Genomic DNA, 18,237 nt, shown 5'->3' with positions numbered 1-18,237 from the left:
GTTGGAAGGTATCATCCAGCTGCTTCTAGTTTATTATAATGTATTCTAGGTCTTATTAAAGGTGTTTACCTTCATATTTTATGGTTGAACCATTCATATGTTTCACACGGGCAGAGATTTCTTTGTGGCGTCCTTTAACCATAGGGCGAGCCTGTGGATTTCCTAAATAACCACATGTGCGTTTGACGACATCAACTGTTTTTGGATCTGTGTTGCCACAGTTAGGGCACATGAATCCACGTTCTGTTGGGGTGAAGTCCCCTTCAAAGTCACACTTGTAGCATTTATCTATTGGAGTATTCGTTCCAAGATAACCGACACGGTCATAAGCAAAGTCCCAGACAGCTTCGAGTGCTTTAGGGTTTTGCTGGAGGACTGGATATTCACAATAATGGATGAATCCACCAGTTGCGCCAGCTTCTGGGTAAGCTTTTTCGAATTCTAATTTTTCAAATGGTGTTGGATTTTTACGAACATCGTAGTGGAAAGAGTTGGTGTAATATTCTTTATCTGTGATATCAGTCACGACACCGAATTTTTCAGTATCCAAACGACAGAAGCGATCAGTCAAACTTTCTGATGGTGTTGAATAAACAGAGAAATGATAATCATATTCGTCAGACCAACTTTCACAAGCATTTTTCATAGCTTTTACGATATTTAAAGTAAATGCCTTGGCTTCTAGATCTGTCTCCCAGTCACTACCATAAAAAACAGATGCTACTTCATAAAGCCCAATATAACCAAGTGATACGGTTGCACGACGATGTTTAAAGAGTTGATCTACATTGTCGAACTTGCCAAGTCGTTGACCGAATGCACCATACTGATAAAGAATAGGTGCATTGGCAGGTGTAGCTTCTTTTACCCGTTCAACTCGGTAAACAAGAGCATCTTTAGCAATTCCTATTCTTTCTTCAAAAATTTCCCAAAATTTATCCTGGTCTCCTTTAGACTCTAGGGCAATTCTAGGAAGATTAAGGGTGACTACGCCAAGATTCATTCGTCCAGAATTAACTTCAACGCCATTTTGATCTTTCCAACCCTGAAGGAAGGAACGACATCCCATAGGGGCTTTGAAGGAACCTGTCAATTCAATGATTTTGTCATATGATAGGATATCTGGATACATACGCTTAGTAGCACATTCAAGTGCTAGCTGTTTAATGTCGTAGTTAGGTGAATTAGGTTCCAAGTTAAGTCCGCGCTTTAGGGTGAAGATGAGTTTAGGGAAAATGGCTGTACGGTGTTCGGAGCCAAGTCCTAAAATACGAACTTGTAGGATGGCTTTTTGGATTTCACGCTCAAACCAGTTTGTTCCCAAACCAAAACCGAGAGAGGTGAATGGTGTTTGACCATTTGAGGTGAAAAGTGTATTTATCTCGTACTCAAGAGATTGCATAGCATCATAAATATCTTTACGCGTTTTAGCACGAGCATAGTCTTCCTGTTTTTCCTCAGTCACCCATTCTTTAGCATCTGCTAAATGTTTCTTGTAGTTGAGTTCTGCATAAGACGCTAAGAACTCATCGATGCGGTCTGCTGTACATCCACCATACTGACTAGAGGCAACATTTGCGATGATTTGTGAAATTTGTGCTGTTGCAGTTTGAATGGATTTGGGACTTTCTACTTCAGCGTTACCGATTTTAAAACCATTTGCCAACATACTTTTGAAGTCAATCAAACAACAGTTTGTCATAGGCGTGTAAGGGCTGTAGTCTAAATCGTGGAAATGGATATCTCCCTTTTGATGAGCATTTGCTACATGTGGAGGAAGCATCTTAAGTCCAACAGATTTTCCAACAATACCTGCGGTTAAATCACGTTGTGTATTGTATAAATCACTATCCTTATTAGCATTTTCATGAACAACAGCCTGATCTTTATTAACCAGCTTGTTAATGGTGAAATTGATATCAGTAGCCTGAGAACGCTCAAAATCACGTTTGGTACGGTAGTTAATGTATTCTTGAGCAATAGCGTATTCGTTAGCTTCGAGTAACTCATGCTCTACGATACTCTGAATTTCGTATATTTTGATATTGTGAGAGAATCGATCATTGATTTCGGCCACAATACGGGTGGCAATTCCCTCCAATTTAGTCTCAATTATTGGTGTGATAGGTGTAATAGCCTCACTTGCTTTGAGAATAGCTTCATATATTTTACTTGAATCAAAGACAACCATACGACCATCGCGTTTGATGACTTTGATATCAGGGTTGATTGTAACCTTTTCTTTTTCTAATGTAATCATCTAAAAATCACCTCGTTACTAATTATAGCACTAGGCAAAAAAAAATCAATATATTGTGGTATATTTTTATTCCAACCACTATATATTGATTTTTCGACCTATTTTAGGACGTAAACAGTATATCGTTCAACGCCTTTTACAGGGGCTTTTTTATAGTTTTTTGAAAGTGTCGATTTAACCTCAGAAGGCAATTGCGTATCTTGCTGGACAACGATATATTGTGCAGAGTCCTGAATAAGAGTGTCTAAAAGAGCCTTTTGATGACTTGATTTAGCTGTGTTAAGTTCTGGAAGAACAAATGGTGAAGCTGATTTACGATTACTTTTCAAATAAATTTTTGCTGATGAATCATAAACGTAAATAGTTTCATCTTTCTTGGTATTTTTAGCGAGGTAATTTGCGACAGTGCTACGTTCAGCATTATTTCCTAAATTAAATAGGAACATGATGATTGGCATAGCAAAGGCAAATGCAAAAACTATTATAGGTAAGAAATAATTACGGCTAAGGAAGATACCAAAAACTTTTAGCGTGTGGATTTGGTTAGCATTACGACGTCGGTGAGAGGTTCGCTTCGCTCTTTTTTTAATAGCATCATCTAAAGAAAGTGCTGTCAAGACTAGACCATAAGGTACGATGTTGAGAATACTGTAAAGTCCAAAACTTTGAGAGAACAAGCTGTAAACCACTGTAAAGATAAAACTAAGGAGTAGTACCCACTTGATACTCTTATCTTTAGCATCGCCCATAAGGTGGTTGCTTGTAGTAAGTGCACCAATAAGTAATCCAGAGCCGATAACAGCAAAACTTTGGTAAGCTAACGTGAGTAGAAAGTTATTTTTTTCTACAGCGAGTTGTGTAAAGTTGTAAACCAAAACTTGGTTAACATAGTCTGATGTAATTTGTAAATTTAGGATAAAGTAAAGACATAGATACAATACTAGAATGTTACCAAAAATAATACAAAGAACTTGATAAAAACCACGAGCAAAGTGTTTGTTGACAAGATTGTAAACGAAGATTGTCACAAGTGACAATATCCAGAAAATAAGAGTTCGAGCTTCAAAAAGAGCTCCCGCAGTGCCAGCGAAGCCGTAAAGAATAAAGGCTTCATCACGACTGTGACCCGCAAAGTAACGAGTTAAGAAGAAGATGGCACCTAGGACAAAAGGCATGGCAAATTGGATAGGGTAGAGACCACCAAAACCAAATGTGCCGTTAATTATAAAGAAAATGATACTAATTAGAGTGGCAATCTCCTTATTACTTGTCATGTGCATGACAGTCTTGTAAAGGTAAGTACCAGAAAGATAGTAGGTAAGGGTTTGTATAGGAATTAGCCAAAGAGTTGATCCTAAACGGAAAGCCAGAGAAACTAGGAAGTAATAAAAGAACCCACCTGTCGCAAAAAAGTCAGAGTAAGGTAAGCTACCATTGGCAAACATTTTTGCAATGTAAAGGTTTTGAGACTGTATATTATTGGAAAAGTCTGTAAAGTAGGGAACTGATATACTAAAAATACTCAAAATCAAACTGAGAATCAGAATATGACCTTTATGCTTCCGTGAAATTGAAATCTTAGTTTTTTTCTCTGTTTGAGAAGAATTAGAATCGTCTGTATGTCCCTGAATTGTCACTTCAATCTTTTCGGATTGCTTATCTTGTGTATGAGATCGATGGTGGCTTCGATGATAACCTTGGTAGCCACTTGAATCTAAAATATTGTCTTTGTTGTATGGACTCACAATTAAACTCCTTTGTTGACATTTGGAAAGTTATAAATAAAAGGGTCTTATCCCCTAATTGTCTTATTTAAAGTATATCAGATAATACCATTTAGTCAATTTTCCTCTAATTTCTTACATTTAAGAAAAAATTATCTAAAAAAGAGACTGAGATACAATATCCCAATCTCTTTTTAACAAGTCATTTCTTTACCTATGGCATTGCTTATTTATTAGTTTTCGTCGATAAAGCTATTGAAAACTTCTTCAATCATATCCCATTCAGCATCTGAATCTTCAGGGATTGGTTGAAGGTCGCCTTCAGTACCGTCTTCATTTTCAGTGAATGAGTATGCTTGGATTTCAATTTCTCCGTTAGCATCTTCTTCAGCACCAGCTGGTACCAAAAGAACATAGTTTTTACCAAATTCTTCGCGTCCATCAATAGTCAACAAGATTTCAAAAAGTGTTTCATTTCCTTGTTCGTCTACTAAAGTGATGACTTCATGATCATGGTTGTGGTCGTGATTGTGTGACATATTGTTCTCCTTTTTGAAGAGAGCGCTGAATAGTGATGAAAATCTAGTATATTTGCTTGGTAGTTTACTAGATTTTCGTATGGCTATTAGGTCTCTATTACACTTTCTTAAAACATTCGATCGAGGTAGTTTTGTAGAATAAGTTGGGCAGCTAATTTATCAATAACTTTTTTACGTTTACCACGGCTGACATCTGCTTGTTCAACTAACATACGCTCGGCTTGAACAGTTGTCAAGCGCTCATCTTGGTAATCTACAGGAATTCCAAAGATTTCCTTGATTTTGTCTCCATAAGCTTTGCTTGCTTCAACACGCGGTCCTTCAGTGTTATTCATATTTTTAGGAAGACCAACAACAAATTTTTCTATCTTATATTCTTTAACGAGCTCGCCTAGTCGGTCAAAACCAAACTCTTCAGCCTCCTCGTCAATTTTGATAATTTCAACGCCTTGGGCTGTAAAACCGAGGGGATCACTAATCGCAACTCCTACTGTTTTTGAGCCAACATCAAGTCCCATTACTCGCATTAGAGGTCAATTCCATTTCCTTTAAGATAATAGCGAACGAGTTCTTCAACGATTTCATCACGTTCGTATTTACGAATCTGGTTACGGGCGTCATTATAACGCGGAACATAAGCAGGGTCACCGCTCAGAACATAACCGACGATTTGGTTGATAGGATTATAACCTTTCTCAGCCAACGAACGGTAGACATTTGTCAAAGTATTACTGATTTCATCTTTGCTACCGTCGTCTAGGTTGAAACGAACAGTTTCATCTGTAAATCCCATACTGACACCTTCTTTCTATAAGAATTATCTGTTAGTTCTTTATTATAACATAAGTATAGCCAAAAGGGAAAGACGATGAACAAAAAAAGAGATGACTAAAGTCATCTCTCTATATCCAATAAGATTAAACGCGTTCAACTTTACCAGATTTAAGCGCACGAGCTGAAGCCCAAACTTTTTTAGGTTTACCATCAACAAGGATAGTAACTTTTTGAAGGTTAGGTTTAACGGCACGTTTAGTTTTGTTCATAGCGTGTGAACGGTTGTTTCCAGAAACAGTTTTACGTCCTGTAAAGTAACATACTTTAGCCATTTCGTGTTTTCCTCCTAGGTAGAATTTATTACGGATGTGCTAGCACCACATACCAAAACATTCTATCATAAGAATTTAGGTTTGACAAGAACTATTTATAATTTCTTTTTGTAACAAAATAGTATATGCTTATTATAATAAGAAAAAATCAGTTAAAAAAGGAGAGAAGATGCCAGATAATCTTGCTCTACGCATGCGTCCACGTACAATTTCAGAGGTGATTGGTCAGAAGCATTTAGTTGGTGAAGGTAAAATTATTTGCCGTATGGTAGAAGCAAATATGCTGTCGTCAATGATTCTCTACGGGCCACCAGGAATCGGGAAGACCTCAATAGCTAGTGCTATTGCAGGAACAACAAAATTTGCTTTTAGAACCTTTAATGCTACTGTTGATAGCAAGAAACGCCTACAGGAAATTGCGGAAGAGGCTAAATTTTCAGGTAGCTTAGTTCTGCTTCTAGATGAGATTCATCGTTTGGATAAAGCTAAACAAGACTTTTTATTACCACTCTTAGAGAATGGTAATATTATCATGATTGGGGCTACAACGGAAAATCCGTTTTTTTCTGTCACACCAGCCATCCGTAGTCGTGTACAAATATTTGAATTGGAACCACTCTCTAACGAGGATATTAAGGAAGCTATTCTAGGAGTTCTAGAGGATAAGGAGCGTGGCTTTGACTTTGATGTCCAGTTAGATGAAGATGCTCTAGATTTTATTGCTACGGCTACTAATGGTGATTTACGTTCGGCTTATAATTCCTTAGACTTAGCTGTCATGTCGACGCCAGCTTCAGAAGATGGATTTCGTCATATTACTTTAGATACAGTGGAAAATAGTTTACAACGTAGCTATATCACCATGGATAAAGACGGTGATGGACACTATGATGTGCTTTCTGCTTTGCAAAAATCTATTCGAGGCTCTGATGTTAATGCCAGTCTTCATTATGCAGCACGTTTAGTTGAAGCAGGAGATCTCCCTAGTCTAGCACGACGCTTGACTGTGATTGCATACGAGGATATTGGTTTAGCTAATCCTGATGCGCAAGTTCACACGGTTACAGCTTTGGAAGCTGCACAGAAAGTAGGTTTTCCAGAGGCTCGTATTTTGATAGCCAATGTAGTTGTTGACTTAGCTTTATCTCCTAAGTCAAACTCGGCTTATATGGCTATGGATGCTGCCTTGGCAGACCTTAGAAAATCAGGAAATTTACCGATTCCTCGTCATTTGAGAGATGGACACTATGCTGGAAGCAAGGAACTGGGCAATGCACAAGATTACAAGTATCCTCATGCTTATCCTGAAAAGTGGGTTAAACAACAATATCTTCCGGATAAATTAAGAGGTGTGAATTATTTCCAACCCAATGAAACCGGGAAATATGAAAGAGCTCTTGGAGCTAATAAAGAACGGATCGATAAGTTATCTAGGTAATACGAGAGGAATCAACGAAAACGATTGCAAAAAAATTGATTTTTCCTCTTGCAATAATTTTCAAAAGTGGTATTATAAGAACATAGAAATTGCTGTGGTATACGAATCCACATATAAGTGTTGACCGACTAATTTTTGTATTATCGGGAGACAGAGGTCTATTAACAGTGTGCAGGCTGGCTCACCCAGAAGCAACTGAAGTTAGTAGCGAGTCGCCCACCTGCTTTTTACGTCGCGGGTTCAATACAAACCGTGGATCATCGGTACCAATACAGCATCCAGCCTCCTTAGCTCAGTTGGTAGAGCAGTGGACTCTTAATCCATGGGTCACAGGTTCGAGCCCTGTAGGGGGCATAGAAATACAGAAGAAAAAGCCTTGATTTAAAAGGCTTTTTTGCTTGTCTATAACTGATTTGCCCCATCATTTGCCCCATATTTTTTTATGAGCAATCTTTCCAGACATCTTTGATTTGATTAAATTCCTCAAAAATTTTCTCCTCTAAAGTGTGTCCATATACTTCTACTAACATTGAAATATCTCTATGCCCTAGAATTTTTGCAATAACCCCAAGGTCAAATCCTTTGTGCCAGAGGTAACTTCCATAGGTATGACGTGCTCCTTTTGTCGTGATAATTGGATAAATATCTAATTCATTTAAAAGAACACTCAAAGCTTTATTGACACTAGCAATATCTGGTACCATATGAATATATCCATAATGCTGAAAAATCATTTTATACCTGTTCTTGATACCTAGCTCTTTATTAGCCTTCTCTTGTTCAATTTTTAGGACTTGTAATATCTTAATACATTCTTCGTCTATCGGTACCATACGAATAGACGTTTTGTTTTTTGGAGGGACAAATTTATGAGAAAGGGTATTAAACCTTCTATATGTTTTTAACAGTCCTCTGTCAAAGTCAACTTCATTCCAAGTTAACGCTATTAACTCTCCAAACCTCATCCCTGTTTTTAATAGAAAATAGACGATATAAGGAACAATTGATCGTTGGTAATCAAATTTTCTCTTTACTGCTAAAAGTAAATCCAGATAGTCCTTTTCTGTATGCAAATATTTCTCTTCGGTCATCTGTTGTTCTTTGGATGAAAATAACTCGACATGTTGTGTAAAATCATCTATTAGAACTTTGTCGGCAATTGCCATTTGGATGCTCTGATGGATTCCAGTATTCAATCTACCAAGAAAATTTCTACCAACTGTTTGCCCATACTTATTCATTATTCTTTGGTATTCACTCGCACGAATTTGAGTGACTTTTTTATTTCCAAATAATCTTTCAATTGTGTTTTTACGGAGAAGATATTTTTTCTTTGTCTCTTCCGACCTGCTACTCGGTAGAATTTTTAGTTCAAGCCATTCTTGATATAGATCTACAAGAGAAATATCTCTAGAAATTCTTTTCCCTAAACGAAGTTCTTGCAGAATCGGTTCAGCTTCTGACTCTGCAAGCTTTTTTGTTTTAAAACCGCTATTATGAGCAACAGTCTTTCCTTCGTTACGAATTTCATAGGTCCATAAGTTGCTATCTCCTCGCTTTCGATAACGAACACTTGCCATATTACGCCACCTCTGTTCCTAGAATCTCATTTACAACACTTTTTGGAACAACCATCAAACGTTTGCGATTATAAAATGTATAGCCTCGTGATACAAGTAATTCTCTTGCCTGATGAATGATATCATTCGCTGTATGAGGGCGATAGCCCATTTCAATTAATTCTTTGTTACTAATTAAATTATTGTCCATAGTTATCCTCCTTATTTATTTTCTAAATTCAGAAACTCACCTACAAGTAGTTGTAATTCTGTATTTAATTTAGGGAGATTCTGTATTAATACTTCTTTTAATTCTTCCGCAAATTGGTTCGTTTCTTCTCTCAATAGTTTGCGGACTCTTGTTTTTTTCTTTTTGATGCTGTCTGATTTTAAATTTGGAAAAGCCAATGATAACAGTTCAGGATTGTTGAGAAAGATAATTGTAAATGCTCTTTGCTCTACTCGAATATGTTCTAGCTTATAAAATCCGAAATTATCAAGTCGATTCATAATATCTTGGACCATCTCCTCACCAATCGCTTTGGTTCTGAGTTGGAACTCCAGTCTCCACCAAAACGGATTTACAGCCAAATCTAGCTTCTCTTCGCGCTTGTGAGCAATGATTTCTTTATTCTTATCATATAACCTAACTTGTACATTACTACCGTTAGAACCCCAATATTTCGTCTCTAATTCGCCCCCTCGACCATAGAAGACCTTATGGGTAACACCACCTTTAATATGTTGCAAATTAACGATATCAGGCCTGTTGAAAATGTCAAATGCTAAATCAAAACGAGACAAACGTACCATCAATGAATTCAATCTGGCAAAATACATTAATTGCCTCCATACTTTCATTCCATCAAATTCTTTTAAAGTATTAGGATTGAAATCAATTCGAATTAATTGTTCACCTCCATAAGTGGATAATTGAAAAAATATAATATTGATCGAATCATACTCATTAAAAACTTTAGCTAAAGTAAAGACATCATCTCGAACATTATCATATATTTCAAATGAGTCAACTTTTGTACTTATTGCCTGTTTCAGATTTTTGAAAATTCGTCTTAGGGAACCAGTGTCTGTATCCCAGATAACCGTTAATCTATCAATACTGACATCTAACCTCTGTACTAATTCTCCTATTTCACATCGTTCTTGAATGCTTCTTAAATCTTGTATAGAAACCAACAAAATTGTCCTCCCTTCTTTTAGATTTTTTAGGTCTCAGAAACACTGTCAAATCAACGTTTGCTCGTTCCGTCGTTCTTTGGACGTTGTCCTAAGTGTCCCTTTTTGCTGGCTGTTAGAATAGCCAGCTTTTGCTTGGCTAGAAATTGTCTGGACGGCAGTCTTCGGGACTTCGCCTGACTTCCCGTCAGGCTCGTCCTTTGCCCTTGTCCACACACATGGCTGTCTTGCTTCTCACTGATTCATGGATGATTCAAACCGTTTATACCAATCGCTATGGAAAGAACTCTTTATTTAACATGGTAATCATGTTTATCAAATGGGACTTTTACTCTTTATAGCCAATATGATTGGATCTGATTGGCAACAATATTTTCATTATGTCTGTTGGGCTATTGGTACATTAACACTTACCTTATTTTTTCAATATTTGGTTGAGTTTTTTAAAAAATCAACCGATAATGTTCATAGGGAAAGTATCAAAGGTTTTCTATGGATAACAGGTCTACGAAGTTTAGAAATCTATCTAGCAGCTCTTCTTCCTATTTACATTGGAGTCTATATCCTTTATGCTAGTATTCTGCTAACATTTATTACGCCAATTACCTCGATTAGTAAAGATGATCATTTCCAGATAGTTCTCCCCCATTTAATCGAGCGCATCTCCCTTCTTGTCATTATTACGTTTGGAGAGATGATTATGGAGCTAGCTAACTTCTTTACAATCGAGAATTTCTCGATTTATTCGGTTCTTTATTTCATTATTATGATTTCTCTGTTCTTGTTTTATTTTGGTCAATTCGACCATGCTATTGATGAAGAATCTAATCAAAAGGGACTATTTCTAATTTACAGTCACTATCCTATTTTTATTGGAATTCTTATGATGACCGTTTCGATGAGTTTTCTTCTGAATCCTGAAGCTAATCTTCTCTTTGCAACCAGCTTCTTTTATATCGGAATTGGCCTCTTCCAAGCTGCTGTCCTAGCAAATGGGCCCTATAACAAACACTATCTTCGCTATTCGAAAAGTTACTACTGTGTCCAAGCTACACTCTATCTGGCTGCCTTGATTCTCTCTTTAATCTTTGCTTCTAATCCTATAATAGTAGTAAGTATTACAACCATTTTAGCTCTAGCTATAGCTATTCATTCTATTTATTTTTATATGACACAGAATAAAAAATATTCCAAATCTAACTGGGAGTTATTTTAATGAGTTTATAAGATTAAAAAGCTTTGGGAACCAAGGCTTTTTTTTCATTAATTTGTTTTTCCATTTTATCCTCCAATTTGATCTCGCACTGACATTTATTTATAACAAAACTATATATCTAGAATAGCATAATCATTAGGTATTATAGGTTTTCAAACCAAATACGAGTCATTCGTTTTTGCCCCACTTTTGCCCCATTTTTAAATCCTGACATTGAAAACACCTAAAAGTATTTCCCTAAAATCAGCTATATTTCAACATTTTTGTTTATTTTCAATATGAAAAGTTCTTACAAATCCATGTAGGGGGCAGCTTAATATCGAAAAGAGACTTGATTGTAGGTCTCTTTTTTATTTTTCTAAGAAAGAACTCACTTTAAACAGAACTTTACGTGCTTGTTTGTCTAAACGAGAGTTGTTCCCAATGATAATTTCTTCTAAATATATGCTTTGTGTTATGATAATAGTCAAGAAACAGAATTGAAAAAGGAGACATGAGTTGAAAATTGCAATCATTGGCTATAGTAGTTCTGGAAAGTCGACTTTGGCAAGTTTTCTAGGTCAACACTACAATTGTGAGGTGCTTCATTTAGATAAAATTCATTTCACATCAAACTGGAAAGAGCGGACAGTTAATGAAATGACTGATGATATTTCAAAATTTATGTTACAAAAGGATTGGATTATTGAAGGGAATTACTCGGCCTGTCTTTATGAAGAGCGTATGAGAGAAGCTGACTGTATTATATATTTCAACTTTAATAGAGTTAATTGTCTCTATCGGGCTTTTAGGAGATATTTAAAATACAAGGGGCGGACGCGTCCTAGCATGGCGGAAAATTGCAATGAAAAATTCGATTTCGAATTTGTGAAATGGATTCTATTAGATGGACATTCACAAAAGAATGTAACGAAATTTAAAGTTGCTGTAAAAAAGTATCCTGACAAAACAATAGTTTTAAAGAATCAAAAGCAGTTAAACGATTATATTATGAAGAAGGTTAAATAACTGCTATAATAATTTAGTCATAAAATAGTTGGTAGCTCTACATAAGATGTGAGATTAAAAATATATAGTAAAAAATTAGTTGCAATCTTGGTTGTAACTGTCAGAATATTTTGATATAAACGCTTTCATCGTTGAACAATTAGTCTCTTTTCTGATATAATAAAATGTAACGCAAAACTTGTGGGTGAAATTCCCACCGTGAAGTTTTTCAAGAAAGGTGGAGGCAGTCTCGAAAAGATGGAGCTGTCCGTTATCAAAATAATATGACATCAGTAGTTGTTGTGGGTACCCAGTGGGGTGATGAAGGTAAAGGGAAAATTACAGATTTCCTAAGTCAAGATGCCGAAGTGATCGCACGTTATCAAGGTGGAGACAATGCAGGTCACACGATTGTTATCGATGGTAAGAAATTTAAATTGCACTTGATTCCATCAGGTATTTTCTTCCCAGAGAAAATCTCTGTTATCGGGAACGGTGTAGTGGTCAATCCTAAATCACTTGTCAAAGAGTTGGAATATCTTCATGCCGAAGGTGTGTCAACAGAGAGCCTTCGTATTTCTGACCGTGCGCACGTTATCTTGCCGTACCACATTAAACTTGATCAACTGCAAGAAGCTGCTAAAGGTGATAATAAGATTGGTACAACTAACAAAGGTATTGGTCCTGCCTATATGGATAAGGCTGCGCGTGTAGGTATCCGTATTGCCGATCTTTTGGACAAAGAAATCTTTGCTAGTCGCTTGAAGACAAACTTGGCTGAGAAAAATCGTCTTTTCAGTAAGATGTATGAGTCTGAAGAGTTATCATTCGATGAGATTTTCGAAGAATACTACGCTTACGGACAACAAATAAAACAATACGTCACAGATACATCTGTTATCTTGAATGATGCTCTTGATGCCGGTAAACGTGTCCTCTTTGAAGGGGCTCAAGGAGTTATGCTTGATATTGACCAAGGTACTTACCCATTTGTAACGTCATCAAACCCAGTTGCGGGTGGTGTTACAATTGGTTCTGGTGTTGGACCTTCTAAAATTAATAAGGTTGTGGGTGTATGTAAGGCCTATACGAGTCGTGTTGGTGATGGTCCTTTCCCAACTGAGTTATTTGATGAAGTGGGTGAACGTATCCGTGAAGTTGGTCATGAATATGGAACAACAACTGGACGTCCACGTCGTGTAGGATGGTTTGACTCAGTAGTAATGCGTCATAGCCGTCGTGTATCAGGGATTACAAACCTTAGCTTGAACTGTATCGACGTTCTTTCAGGTTTTGATACTGTGAAAATTTGTGTAGCCTACGATCTTGATGGTGAGCGCATTGATTACTATCCAGCTAGCCTTGAGCAATTGAAACGTTGTAAACCAATTTATGAAGAATTGCCAGGTTGGGAAGAGGATATTACAGGTTGCCGTAGTTTAGATGAGCTTCCTGAAAATGCCCGTAATTATGTTCGTCGTGTTGGTGAGTTGGTCGGTGTACGTATCTCTACCTTCTCTGTAGGACCTGGACGTGAACAAACAAACATTCTTGAGAGTGTTTGGTCAAATATCTAATAATGAAGACAAAGAATCTAGAAAACTAGGTTCTTTTTTCTTTAGTCAGTAAACAGAATAAGGCCATATATGACTTGATAACTGTTAGAAAAAAACGCGTGTCAATTTTTCGATAGTATTAGGAAAGAAGTCTTTCTATTTAATTAGTTTTTCGGTATAATATGGTTTGATTAAATGAAAATTAATGAGAACCTACTTTCATAATTTAGGAGTATGTTCACAATTGTAACAAAGAGAATAAGTGAGCAGATTTTCTAAGAGCTTTGGATAAGAGGTGAGTAATGAATAAGGTTGTGTTTGTTTGTCTGGGAAATATTTGTCGAAGCCCTATGGCGGAGTTTGTAATGAAAGCGCTTGACCAGGATGGGTCTTTGCATATCGAAAGTCGTGCAACTTCTTCTTGGGAACATGGAAATCCAGTTCACCAAGGAACCCAAAAGATTTTAAGGCAATATGCAGTTTCTTTTGATTCTTCCAAAAGTTCACAACAGATAAGTCGGTCAGATTTTGAATTCTTTGATCTGATTTTGGGGATGGATGAGTCAAATGTTGAGGATCTTCTACAAGTATCTGCGGGTCGTTATGACGATAAAATTAAGCTCTTTAGACCCGGCGGGGTTCCGGACCCATGGTACACAGGTGATTTTGAAGAAACATACAATTTGGTAACTGCAGGTTGCCAAGACTGGTTACAGTGGATTAAGGATAGACAATGAATTTTAAACAGCTAAAGAATTTTGATTTTAAAAATATTGATCGTAATCGATTTGAGCGTATCACGGTAGGGATTATTATTTTATGTGCTCTGTCCTTGTTGTTGGTGACTATAAAAACGCAACATTCTATTAAAATTGATGGGACTAAAATTACCTATAAAGGCCAGATGCAGAACCATCGTTTAAACGGCCAAGGAACTCTGACTTATGATAATGGTGATACCTATACGGGTGGATTTAAAAATGGTTCCTTTAATGGTAAAGGAACTTTTAAATCTCACGAAGGTTGGACTTATGAAGGTGAGTTCAAATCTGGTCAAGCAGATGGGCAAGGAAAATTGACTACTGAAAATAAGGCTATCTACAAAGGAAAATTTAAACAGGGGATTTTTAAAGGATGAGAATTAACTGGTTTTCTTATATTCGTGTGACAGGGCTTTTTTTGGTTCTTGTCTATCATTTCTTCCCAAGCATTCTCCCTGGGGGATTCATTGGTGTTGATGTTTTCTTTACCTTTTCAGGCTATCTGATTACGTCACTTTTGATTGATGAGGTGGCTAGGACGCAGCGCATTGATTATCTTGGTTTTATGCGACGACGCTTTTACCGTATAGTACCACCACTTGTACTGATGGTGCTTATCTGTACCCCTTTAGCACTCTTGGTTCGAAATGATTTTATTGCAGGCGTCGGGCGTCAGATTACCTCTGTTATTGGTTTTGTAACTAACTATTATGAAATTTTAACTGGTGGGAATTATGAGAATCAGTTTAACCAGCATATCTACCTCCACACATGGAGTCTAGCTATTGAGGTTCATTATTATATTCTTTGGGGTGCCTTACTTTGGTTCCTAGCAAAGCGTGTTAAGCATCAAAATCAATTTAGAGGTCTAGTTTTCATGGTATCTCTTACCTGCTTTACGGTAAGTTTCCTCTCAATGTTTGTTAGTGCTTTCTTTGTTGATGGTTTTTCTCGCTTGTATTTTTCTTCAATTACGCATGCTTATCCTTTCTTTTTAGGTTCGCTTTTTGCGACGCTTTCAGGTGTACATGAGACGACTGCTAGGTTTAAGAAAAATGTTCGCCTATGGGAACTTAAAAAGACGGTCCTTTATATGGTTGGTAGCTTTGCTCTGCTCTTATTGTTGGGCTTAGTCCTTCATTTTGAAGAACGTATTACCTATCTATTTGGGTTTGTTTTGGCTAGTTTGTTTACGGCTGTCATGATTTACTCTGCACGTATTCTCCATGAGAAGTTACCTGGTAAATCAGAGCCTGCGGTTATTAGTTATTTAGCGGAAATCAGCTACAGCGTCTATTTGTTCCATTGGCCGCTATATATTATCTTTAGTCAATTGACCAATAATATTATTGCAGTCATTCTTACAACGATTCTGTCAATTGTTTTTGCAACACTTTCCTACTATATAATAGAGCCATTTATTGCAGGAAGAAAGGCAAGTATCTTTGGAATAGATTTGGACTTGACACCTTACCGACATATTGTGCTCTATGTCTTCAGTGGACTCACCTTAATTACAGTGCTCATTTCTCTCTTTGCACCAGCTGTTGGGAACTTTGAGAAAGACTTGGAAGCTAACGGATTGTCACAAGCTCAAACTAAGATGAAATTGACGCGTACCAATGCGGAGAACAGTCAGGCTACTTCATTTGGTGTGAATAAAGGAGTGACAATTCTAGGGGACTCTGTTGCTCTTAGGTCGAAAGATCAGATTGAATCAAGTATTGATAATGTCGCTATAGATGCAGTAGTAAGCCGTAATCTATCAACAATCAATGACTTACTTAAAGATTATGCGGATAGTAACGCTCTTGCCAAGGATGTTGTTATTGCTGGTGGTGTTAATGAGATTGATGATTACAAAGGTGTTATTAATAAAATCATCAAGAATTTACCTAAGGGTCACCGTATTATCTTTGTGACACCATACAATGGTAGTAAGTCTGGAAATGAAGCTGCATCTTTAGTTCAGTTACGTAAGTATGAGTTAGAGATGGCTAAGAAATATGACTTTGTGACGGTTGCTGATTGGTATCAAATTGCTAAAGAAAATATTTCTATTTGGAATGGTACAGATGGGGTTCACTTTGGCTCTGATAGTGACTCTATTAACCGTGGTGCTAAATTATATACTAATACAATCAAAGAGGCTATCGCGAAAGCAAATAAGAAACCTGTTAAAGGTGGTAAAAAATAATCCAAATAATAAAAAGAGAAGGCAAGGGTTGTCTTCTCTTTTTGTGAACAAATTTTGACTCAGTTTTTTGTTTTGTGCTAAAATAAGCCTATGGCAAGAATATTGGATAATGACTTACTAGGAGATGAAGAGTACGTTGAACGTACCCTTCGCCCTCAGTACTTTAAGGAATATATTGGTCAAGATAAGGTTAAGGACCAATTAAAAATTTTTATAGAAGCAGCTAAACTCCGTGATGAGGCTCTAGACCATACCCTTTTGTTTGGCCCACCTGGTTTGGGTAAAACGACTATGGCGTTTGTAATAGCCAATGAGATGGGAGTGAATTTGAAGCAAACGTCTGGGCCGGCAATTGAAAAGGCTGGTGATTTAGTTGCCATACTTAATGACTTGGAGCCGGGGGACATCTTATTTATTGATGAGATCCATCGTATGCCTATGGCAGTGGAAGAAGTTCTTTATAGTGCTATGGAAGATTACTATATCGATATCATGATTGGAGCAGGTGAAACAAGTCGTAGTGTTCACCTAGACCTGCCTCCCTTCACTTTGGTTGGTGCGACCACACGAGCAGGTATGTTGTCAAATCCTTTGAGAGCTCGCTTTGGGATTAATGGTCATATGGAATATTATGAGTTACCTGATTTGACAGAGATTGTAGAACGTACTTCGGAAATCTTTGAAATGACAATAACACCAGAGGCAGCGTTGGAATTAGCGCGTCGTAGTCGCGGAACACCACGTATTGCTAACCGCCTACTTAAGCGCGTGCGAGACTATGCTCAAATCATGGGTGATGGTATCATTGACGATAAGATTGCAGATAAGGCATTGACTATGCTTGATGTAGATCATGAAGGGTTAGACTACGTTGACCAAAAAATCCTCCGAACTATGATTGAGATATATGGGGGAGGGCCCGTTGGCTTAGGTACTTTATCAGTTAATATTGCTGAAGAGCGAGAAACAGTAGAAGATATGTACGAACCTTATCTAATCCAAAAAGGTTTCATTATGCGTACACGAACAGGACGTGTCGCAACGGTTAAAGCCTATGAACACATGGGGTACGACTACACTCAAGAAAGTTGATAAAAAATCCATCTAAGGTGGATTTTTTGTTTACTCAAAAAAGAAAATAAAGAAAAAGGAAAAAATTTTTAAAAAAACCTTGCAATGAGTGGGGTCTTTTGTTATTATATTATGGTGCTGTAAATACAGCGCTTAGCTATGATACAAGAGGTTGCGACACGCCTGGTTGCACTGCCACGCAATCCGTGTTGGTTTTCTTGAGGAGCTAGCCTATTATCTTAAATAGACGAAAGAGGAGAAAAAATGGCAAACAAAAAAATTCGTATCCGTTTGAAAGCTTACGAACACCGTACGCTTGATACAGCGGCTGAAAAAATCGTAGAAACTGCAACTCGCACTGGTGCGACAGTTGCTGGACCAGTTCCACTTCCAACTGAACGTAGTCTCTACACAATTATTCGTGCGACTCACAAATATAAAGATTCTCGCGAACAATTTGAAATGCGTACACACAAACGTCTCATCGACATCATCAACCCAACTCAAAAAACAGTTGACGCTTTGATGAAACTTGATCTTCCAAGTGGTGTGAACGTCGAAATCAAACTTTAATTTAAAGATTGATTCATTGAGCATAAAAAACGCTCGTTAAAAACTTTTTTGAG

The 18,237-nt window shown here is 37.1% G+C and carries 17 protein-coding genes, 1 tRNA gene, 1 other RNA gene and 1 pseudogene; 11 read left to right on the top strand and 9 right to left on the bottom strand.

Annotated features, from left to right (window positions below; all coding sequences use genetic code 11):
• Window positions 1-55: 55 nt before the first annotated feature.
• From nrdD to rpmB, 6 genes are all read right to left on the bottom strand, one after another.
• The gene (nrdD, locus tag ADF62_RS09780; RefSeq protein WP_048788679.1) at window positions 56-2,260 is read right to left on the bottom strand and encodes an anaerobic ribonucleoside-triphosphate reductase; all 2,205 of its coding nucleotides are present in this window, start codon (window positions 2,258-2,260) and stop codon (window positions 56-58) included.
• 98 nt (window positions 2,261-2,358) lie between these two features.
• Complete coding sequence (locus tag ADF62_RS09775; RefSeq protein WP_048788678.1) at window positions 2,359-4,005, bottom strand: membrane protein; 1,647 nt, start codon at window positions 4,003-4,005, stop codon at window positions 2,359-2,361.
• 212 nt (window positions 4,006-4,217) lie between these two features.
• Window positions 4,218-4,523 (bottom strand): DUF1292 domain-containing protein, encoded by a 306-nt coding sequence (locus tag ADF62_RS09770; RefSeq protein ID WP_002887079.1) that lies wholly within the window; start codon window positions 4,521-4,523, stop codon window positions 4,218-4,220.
• A 107-nt stretch (window positions 4,524-4,630) separates the two neighbouring features.
• Window positions 4,631-5,050 carry a Holliday junction resolvase RuvX gene (gene ruvX / locus ADF62_RS09765; RefSeq protein WP_048788677.1) on the bottom strand — a complete coding sequence of 140 codons (420 nt, stop codon included), beginning with the start codon at window positions 5,048-5,050 and terminating at the stop codon, window positions 4,631-4,633.
• On the bottom strand, window positions 5,050-5,316 hold the full coding sequence (locus tag ADF62_RS09760) for an IreB family regulatory phosphoprotein (protein ID WP_002885737.1): 267 nt from the start codon (window positions 5,314-5,316) through the stop codon (window positions 5,050-5,052). The genes ruvX and ADF62_RS09760 overlap by 1 nt, the downstream gene beginning before the upstream one ends.
• A 124-nt stretch (window positions 5,317-5,440) precedes the next feature.
• Complete coding sequence (gene rpmB / locus ADF62_RS09755; RefSeq protein ID WP_002885786.1) at window positions 5,441-5,629, bottom strand: 50S ribosomal protein L28; 189 nt, start codon at window positions 5,627-5,629, stop codon at window positions 5,441-5,443.
• Between the two features lie 169 nt (window positions 5,630-5,798).
• Between rpmB and ADF62_RS09750 the strand changes: the two genes are divergently transcribed.
• From ADF62_RS09750 to ADF62_RS09745, 3 genes are all read left to right on the top strand, one after another.
• On the top strand, window positions 5,799-7,067 hold the full coding sequence (locus tag ADF62_RS09750; protein ID WP_003092076.1) for a replication-associated recombination protein A: 1,269 nt from the start codon (window positions 5,799-5,801) through the stop codon (window positions 7,065-7,067).
• 86 nt (window positions 7,068-7,153) lie between these two features.
• Window positions 7,154-7,348: non-coding RNA, 6S RNA (gene ssrS, locus ADF62_RS09960), on the top strand.
• Window positions 7,349-7,421: transfer RNA gene (locus ADF62_RS09745), tRNA-Lys, on the top strand. It abuts the RNA gene before it with no gap.
• Between the two features lie 86 nt (window positions 7,422-7,507).
• Here the strand turns inward: ADF62_RS09745 and ADF62_RS09740 are convergent.
• From ADF62_RS09740 to ADF62_RS09730, 3 genes are read right to left on the bottom strand one after another with little or no spacing between them, the layout of a single operon-like run.
• Window positions 7,508-8,647 (bottom strand): tyrosine-type recombinase/integrase, encoded by a 1,140-nt coding sequence (locus tag ADF62_RS09740; RefSeq protein WP_003091984.1) that lies wholly within the window; start codon window positions 8,645-8,647, stop codon window positions 7,508-7,510.
• A 1-nt stretch (window position 8,648) separates the two neighbouring features.
• On the bottom strand, window positions 8,649-8,837 hold the full coding sequence (locus ADF62_RS09735; protein ID WP_000369785.1) for a DUF3173 domain-containing protein: 189 nt from the start codon (window positions 8,835-8,837) through the stop codon (window positions 8,649-8,651).
• Window positions 8,838-8,848: 11 nt separating this feature from the next.
• On the bottom strand, window positions 8,849-9,826 hold the full coding sequence (locus ADF62_RS09730) for a replication initiation protein (protein WP_048788676.1): 978 nt from the start codon (window positions 9,824-9,826) through the stop codon (window positions 8,849-8,851).
• A gap of 203 nt (window positions 9,827-10,029) precedes the next feature.
• Between ADF62_RS09730 and ADF62_RS09725 the strand changes: the two are divergent.
• The 8 genes and pseudogenes from ADF62_RS09725 to rpsJ form a co-directional block, all read left to right on the top strand.
• A pseudogene (locus ADF62_RS09725) lies at window positions 10,030-11,039 on the top strand (low temperature requirement protein A); the annotation flags it as partial.
• 498 nt (window positions 11,040-11,537) lie between these two features.
• Complete coding sequence (locus ADF62_RS09720) at window positions 11,538-12,047, top strand: DNA topology modulation protein (protein ID WP_003092030.1); 510 nt, start codon at window positions 11,538-11,540, stop codon at window positions 12,045-12,047.
• A 263-nt stretch (window positions 12,048-12,310) separates the two neighbouring features.
• On the top strand, window positions 12,311-13,603 hold the full coding sequence (locus ADF62_RS09715) for an adenylosuccinate synthase (RefSeq protein ID WP_003092081.1): 1,293 nt from the start codon (window positions 12,311-12,313) through the stop codon (window positions 13,601-13,603).
• Window positions 13,604-13,884: 281 nt separating this feature from the next.
• Window positions 13,885-14,319, top strand: a complete 435-nt coding sequence (locus ADF62_RS09710) for a low molecular weight protein-tyrosine-phosphatase (RefSeq protein WP_037621236.1) — start codon at window positions 13,885-13,887, stop codon at window positions 14,317-14,319.
• Window positions 14,316-14,720, top strand: coding sequence for a membrane protein (locus tag ADF62_RS09705; protein ID WP_003092069.1), 405 nt, complete (start codon window positions 14,316-14,318; stop codon window positions 14,718-14,720). Before ADF62_RS09710 ends, ADF62_RS09705 begins: the two co-directional genes overlap by 4 nt.
• Entirely contained in the window at window positions 14,717-16,540 is a 1,824-nt protein-coding gene (locus tag ADF62_RS09700; RefSeq protein WP_003095826.1) for an acyltransferase family protein, read from the top strand. The genes ADF62_RS09705 and ADF62_RS09700 overlap by 4 nt, the downstream gene beginning before the upstream one ends.
• A 90-nt stretch (window positions 16,541-16,630) precedes the next feature.
• A complete protein-coding gene (gene ruvB, locus ADF62_RS09695; protein ID WP_003095828.1) occupies window positions 16,631-17,632 on the top strand; it encodes a Holliday junction branch migration DNA helicase RuvB in 1,002 nt (333 codons plus the stop codon).
• Window positions 17,633-17,875: 243 nt separating this feature from the next.
• On the top strand, window positions 17,876-18,184 hold the full coding sequence (gene rpsJ / locus ADF62_RS09690; RefSeq protein ID WP_002885653.1) for a 30S ribosomal protein S10: 309 nt from the start codon (window positions 17,876-17,878) through the stop codon (window positions 18,182-18,184).
• Window positions 18,185-18,237 lie beyond the last annotated feature (53 nt).

The organism is Streptococcus sp. 1004_SSPC, from assembly GCF_001069025.1.
Taxonomy (GTDB): domain Bacteria; phylum Bacillota; class Bacilli; order Lactobacillales; family Streptococcaceae; genus Streptococcus; species Streptococcus vestibularis.
The sequence above is the reverse complement of the archived record's forward strand: the minus strand, read 5'-3'. Positions and strand labels throughout refer to the sequence as shown.